At 57.9% G+C, this 4,833-nt stretch carries 3 protein-coding genes, 1 pseudogene and 1 riboswitch; of the genes and pseudogenes, 1 reads left to right on the forward strand and 3 read right to left on the reverse strand.

Going from position 1 to position 4,833, the window contains the following annotated elements:
* Positions 1-1,091, reverse strand: a 1,091-nt coding sequence (locus tag WCG50_RS17485) for an alpha-hydroxy acid oxidase (RefSeq protein ID WP_336900877.1), incomplete at its 3' end; no start/stop codon positions are given.
* A 485-nt stretch (positions 1,092-1,576) separates the two neighbouring features.
* Positions 1,577-1,678: riboswitch (TPP riboswitch) on the forward strand.
* Between the two features lie 119 nt (positions 1,679-1,797).
* Here WCG50_RS17485 and thiC point away from each other — a divergent pair.
* Complete coding sequence (thiC, locus tag WCG50_RS17490; RefSeq protein WP_336900875.1) at positions 1,798-3,672, forward strand: phosphomethylpyrimidine synthase ThiC; 1,875 nt, start codon at positions 1,798-1,800, stop codon at positions 3,670-3,672.
* Between the two features lie 84 nt (positions 3,673-3,756).
* On the opposite strand, the gene aat is transcribed toward thiC, so the two are convergent.
* Positions 3,757-4,506 (reverse strand): leucyl/phenylalanyl-tRNA--protein transferase, encoded by a 750-nt coding sequence (aat, locus tag WCG50_RS17495; RefSeq protein WP_336900876.1) that lies wholly within the window; start codon positions 4,504-4,506, stop codon positions 3,757-3,759.
* A 97-nt stretch (positions 4,507-4,603) separates the two neighbouring features.
* Positions 4,604-4,833, reverse strand: a pseudogene (locus tag WCG50_RS17500) (phasin family protein); the annotation flags it as partial.

Raw genomic sequence — 4,833 nt, forward strand, 5'->3', positions numbered from 1 at the left:
CAAAACGCCATGGTCAGGTCCAGTTCCTTGTGGATGATTTCCAGCGCCTTGTCGACACCGGCTTCCCCCATCGCGCCCAGACCGTATAAAAAGGCCCGGCCAATGTAGGTGCCTTGGGCGCCCAAAGCGCGGGCCTTGAGCACGTCTTGTCCGCTGCGAATACCACCGTCCATGTGCACCTCAATCTGCTTGCCGACCGCGTCCACAATGCCCGGAAGCGCGCGAATCGATGATTCGGCACCATCGAGCTGACGCCCGCCGTGGTTCGACACAATCAGCGCATCAGCGCCCGAGTTGACGGCCAGTCGTGCGTCTTCCACGTCCTGAATACCTTTCAAAATCAGCTTGCCGCCCCAGCGTTTTTTGATCCATTCGACATCGCCCCAGTTCAGGCCGGGGTCGAACTGTTTGGCGGTCCACTCGCTTAACGACCCCATGTTTTCCACACCCTTGACGTGGCCGATGATGTTGCCAAAACCGTGGCGTTTGGTGCCCAGCATGCCGAGGCCCCAGCGCGGTTTGGTCATCATGTTGAGGATGTTGGCAACCGTGAGTTTGGGTGGCGCGCTCAAACCGTTTTTCAGGTCCTTATGGCGTTGTCCCAGAATTTGCAGATCAAGGGTGAGCACCAGCGCAGAGCAATTGGCTGCTTTGGCGCGGTCAATCAGGCGCTCAATGTAGTCGCGGTCTTTCATCACGTAGAGCTGAAACCAGAACGGGTGGCCCCCGGTCTCGGCGGCCACGTCCTCAATTGAGCAAATGCTCATGGTCGAGAGCGTGAACGGAATGCCAAAACGCTTGGCCGCACGCGCGGCCTTGATCTCGCCGTCGGCGTGCTGCATGCCGGTCAGGCCGGTGGGCGCAATCGCCACCGGCATTGCCACAGGCTGGCCAATCATGGTGCTGGCGGTGCTGCGGTTTTCCATATTGACGGCTACGCGCTGGCGCAGCTTGATGCTCTGGAAATCATCCGAGTTGGCGCGGTAAGTGCTCTCGGTCCAGGAACCGGAATCGGCGTAGTCGTAGAACATGCGTGGCACGCGTTTTTGCGCCAAGATGCGCAGGTCTTCGATGGTGGTAATCACGGGCATGGAGGGTTCCTTGTAAGTGGCATGCATGGTAATGGTTGGCCCATGTGGATACTTTGAAATTTGGCGCGGGTTGTTTGAAATTAATTATTGTTTAAAGCTTTTAGCCCTCTAGCCCCCGTCCAGCAAGCGCAAGCAGCTATTTATTTTATAGCGCCACGTTCTTTGTCGTCGGCGTCGTAGGGCTTTTTATTTTGGTGTCATTTCAACCCCGTTGAGATTCAGACGCTGCAGGACTCAGGCCGACGCGGCACTCAGCGCTGTTCGTGTCCCCCGCCCTTCGGGCTCCTCCTGACCTCACTGCGCTGAATGCCGCGCCGTCCTGAGTCGGTCGGTCAACAGGGCTGGCTGACGATGGCAGTGGGGCGAATGCTGCAGCGAAATCAAGGAGGAGCCCGAAGGGCGGGGGACATTCGCGGAAGCATTCGCCCCGCTGTCATCGCCCCCCAACCGATAAGTGCCGCTGCTTGACCCCCATCGCGTAAACTCCGAATTGCCCGGGGTGCGCTGTGTTGGCGCTGAGATGATCGATCAAACCCGCGAACTTGATCCGGTTCATACCGGCGTAAGAAGAGCCAGACTGCCGTCCTTTTTGCCCTTGCCCCATTTCGGGTTTCGAGGGTTATTTGGGCACTATGCCGTCCTCCCTGTTCGTGGTTTTGATTGGCTGTTCCCTGAGGCATTTGACCCACCTTCAGGAGACACCACGATGAACGCCCCCGACAAATTTACCGAATTGATGCGCCTCACACGCGAGCCCTTGCCGGCCTCGCGCAAAATTTATGTGCCCGGCTCGCAAGCCAATATTCAGGTGCCGATGCGTGAAATCATGCAGAGCAATGGCGAGGCGGTGGTGGTGTACGACACCTCCGGCCCCTACACCGACCCGAATGCCCCTATCGATGTGCGCCAGGGCTTGCCCTCGGTGCGCAGCCCCTGGATTGAGTCCCGTGGCGACACCGAGTCGTACACCGGTCGTACCCCGTTTGCGCTGGACGATGGCTTGAAAAATGGCGAGTCCGAGACCTTAGCTTCACTGCGCTTGCAGGCCGCAGGTCTCCAGCGCACGCCACGCCGCGCCAAAGTAGGCGCTAACGTCTCGCAAATGCACTACGCCCGAAAAGGCATCATCACCCCCGAGATGGAATATGTGGCGATCCGCGAAAACCAGAAGCTGGCGTGGATGGAACAGTACCTTGGCAATGCCGAACGCGAAGCCCGTCTAGCCGGTAACAGCTTTGGCGCCAGCATTCCGCGCGTGATGACGCCCGAGTTTGTGCGCGATGAAGTGGCCCGTGGCCGCGCCATTATTCCCGGCAACATCAACCACCCCGAAGTGGAGCCGATGGCGATTGGCCGCAATTTTCTGGTCAAGATCAACGCCAACATTGGCAACTCTGCCGTCACGTCGAGCATCGAAGAAGAGGTCGAAAAACTGGTGTGGTCGATGCGTTGGGGCGCTGACACAGTGATGGACTTGTCCACCGGGCGCAATATTCACACCACACGCGACTGGATTTTGCGCAACTCGCCGGTGCCGATTGGCACCGTGCCGATCTACCAGGCGCTCGAAAAAGTGGGCGGCGTGGCCGAAGACCTGACCTGGGAAATTTTCCGCGACACGCTGGTCGAGCAAGCCGAGCAGGGCGTTGATTACTTCACGGTGCATGCGGGTGTGCGCCTGGCGTTCATTCACCTCACCGCCAACCGCATGACCGGCATCGTGTCGCGTGGTGGTTCGATCATGGCCAAGTGGTGCATTGCGCACCACCAAGAAAATTTTATTTACAGCCACTTTGATGAAATGACCGAAATCCTGAAAGCTTTTGATGTCAGCTACTCGCTGGGCGATGGCTTGCGACCTGGTTCGGGTGCCGACGCCAACGACGAAGCGCAGTTTGCCGAGTTGCGCACGCTGGGCGAACTCACCCAGCAAGCCTGGCAGCAGGATGTGCAGGTGATGATCGAAGGCCCCGGTCATGTGCCGCTGCACATGGTGCAAGCCAATATGACCGAGCAACTCAAGCACTGCCACGAAGCGCCGTTCTACACACTCGGCCCACTGACGACCGACATCGCGCCCGGCTACGACCACATCACCAGCGGCATCGGCGCCGCCATGATCGGTTGGTTTGGCACCGCCATGCTGTGCTACGTGACGCCCAAAGAACATCTGGGTTTGCCGGACCGCGACGATGTGAAGGTCGGCATCATCACCTACAAAATTGCCGCGCATGTGGCCGATGTGGCGAAAGGTCACCCCGGTGTGCGGGCGCGGGATGACGCGTTGTCCAAGGCGCGGTTCGAGTTTCGCTGGATGGACCAGTTCAACCTGTCGCTTGACCCCGACACGGCACGCAACTTCCACGACGAAACGCTGCCCAAGGACTCGTCCAAAGTAGCGCATTTCTGTTCGATGTGTGGCCCTAAGTTCTGCTCGATGAAAATCTCGCAAGAGGTTCGCGACTACGCCAAAACCAAGGGCGTGAGTGACGAGCAGGCGCTGAGCGACGGCATGGAAAACAAGTCGCAGGAATTCAAAAAGGCTGGTGGCGAGATTTATATCCCAATCACGGCGTTGTAACCCAGCAGTCGCTACGTCCTTGATAGCGGCAAGAGTGCTATATGTTCAGGAGCTACTCATGCTTGCTATACAAGGGCTAGAGGGCTAATTGACCAACAATTCTTCCCAGAAAGCAGGCTCAAATTTCCATGCCGGGGCAGCTTCGTGCAGCCCCTTGGCCACCTGGTTTAAAAATTGTTGACGAGTCATTTCGTGCGCACCCAGGGAGGCCAGGTGGCGAGTGTTTTGCTGGCAATCAATCTGCACGATGCCATGGTGGCGACAAAAACAGACCAGTGCGGCCAGCGCAATTTTTGACGCATCGGTGGAGCGGCTGAACATGGACTCGCCAAACACCGCTTTGCCCAGCGCCACGCAGTACAAACCGCCTTCGAGTTGGCCGTTGATCCAGGTTTCAACGCTGTGTGCCAGGCCAGCGCGGTGCAGTTGGGCATAGGCGGCCACCATCTCCGGCACGATCCAGGTGCCCGATTGACCTTCACGCGGACTGCTTGAACAGGCTTGGATGACCAGTTCAAAGCTCGAATCGATGCGAATCTCGCACTGTGCGGAGGTGCGAAATCGATGCAAGGTTTTTTTCAGGGAAGGGTGCAGCCGAAAGTGGTCAACTTCCAGCACCATGCGGGGATCAGGGCTCCACCACAGCGTGGGTTGACCTTCGCTGAACCACGGAAAAACACCCTGGCTGTAGGCGCGACACAAAGTTTCAACAGTGAGCGCGCCGCCCGCCGCCAGTAAACCTGGCGCGGGGTCATGCGGCCCCCAGGCCTTTTCGACATTCGGAAACTCTTGACCCGGCGCAAGCCATGGAAGCGGCGGTGGTTGCGTATTCATGGCCAAAATATAGCCGAAATGCGCGGGCTCCCAAAACAAAAACGGCACCCGAAGGTGCCGTTTTTTGATGCTGACTGCCCCGAGGGGCAGAGGGCAATTAAGCTGTTTTAGTAGCTTTCTTGACAGCGTCAGCAGCTTGAGTAGCAGCAGCAGTGAAGTTGGACTGAGCAGCTTCAACAGCTTTTTTAGCTTGAGCTTGTGCAGTTTCCATCGCGTTTTGACCGGTGGTCAAAGCGTTCTTGAATGCAGCAACAGCGGACTCAGTGCCAGCAGGTGCGTTCTTGGTCATGTTTTCGATCACGCCAGCGAAAGCTTTTTGAGCTTCAG

It is taken from the genome of Rhodoferax sp., from assembly GCF_037143375.1.
In the GTDB taxonomy this organism is placed as follows: Bacteria; Pseudomonadota; Gammaproteobacteria; order Burkholderiales; family Burkholderiaceae_C; genus Rhodoferax.

Excerpts from the sequence above, each read along its gene's own strand:
- thiC (WP_336900875.1), top strand. The coding sequence starts at position 1,798 with ATGAACGCCCCCGACAAATTTACCGAATTGATGCGCCTCACACGCGAG.
- aat (WP_336900876.1), bottom strand. The coding sequence starts at position 4,506 with ATGAATACGCAACCACCGCCGCTTCCATGGCTTGCGCCGGGTCAAGAG.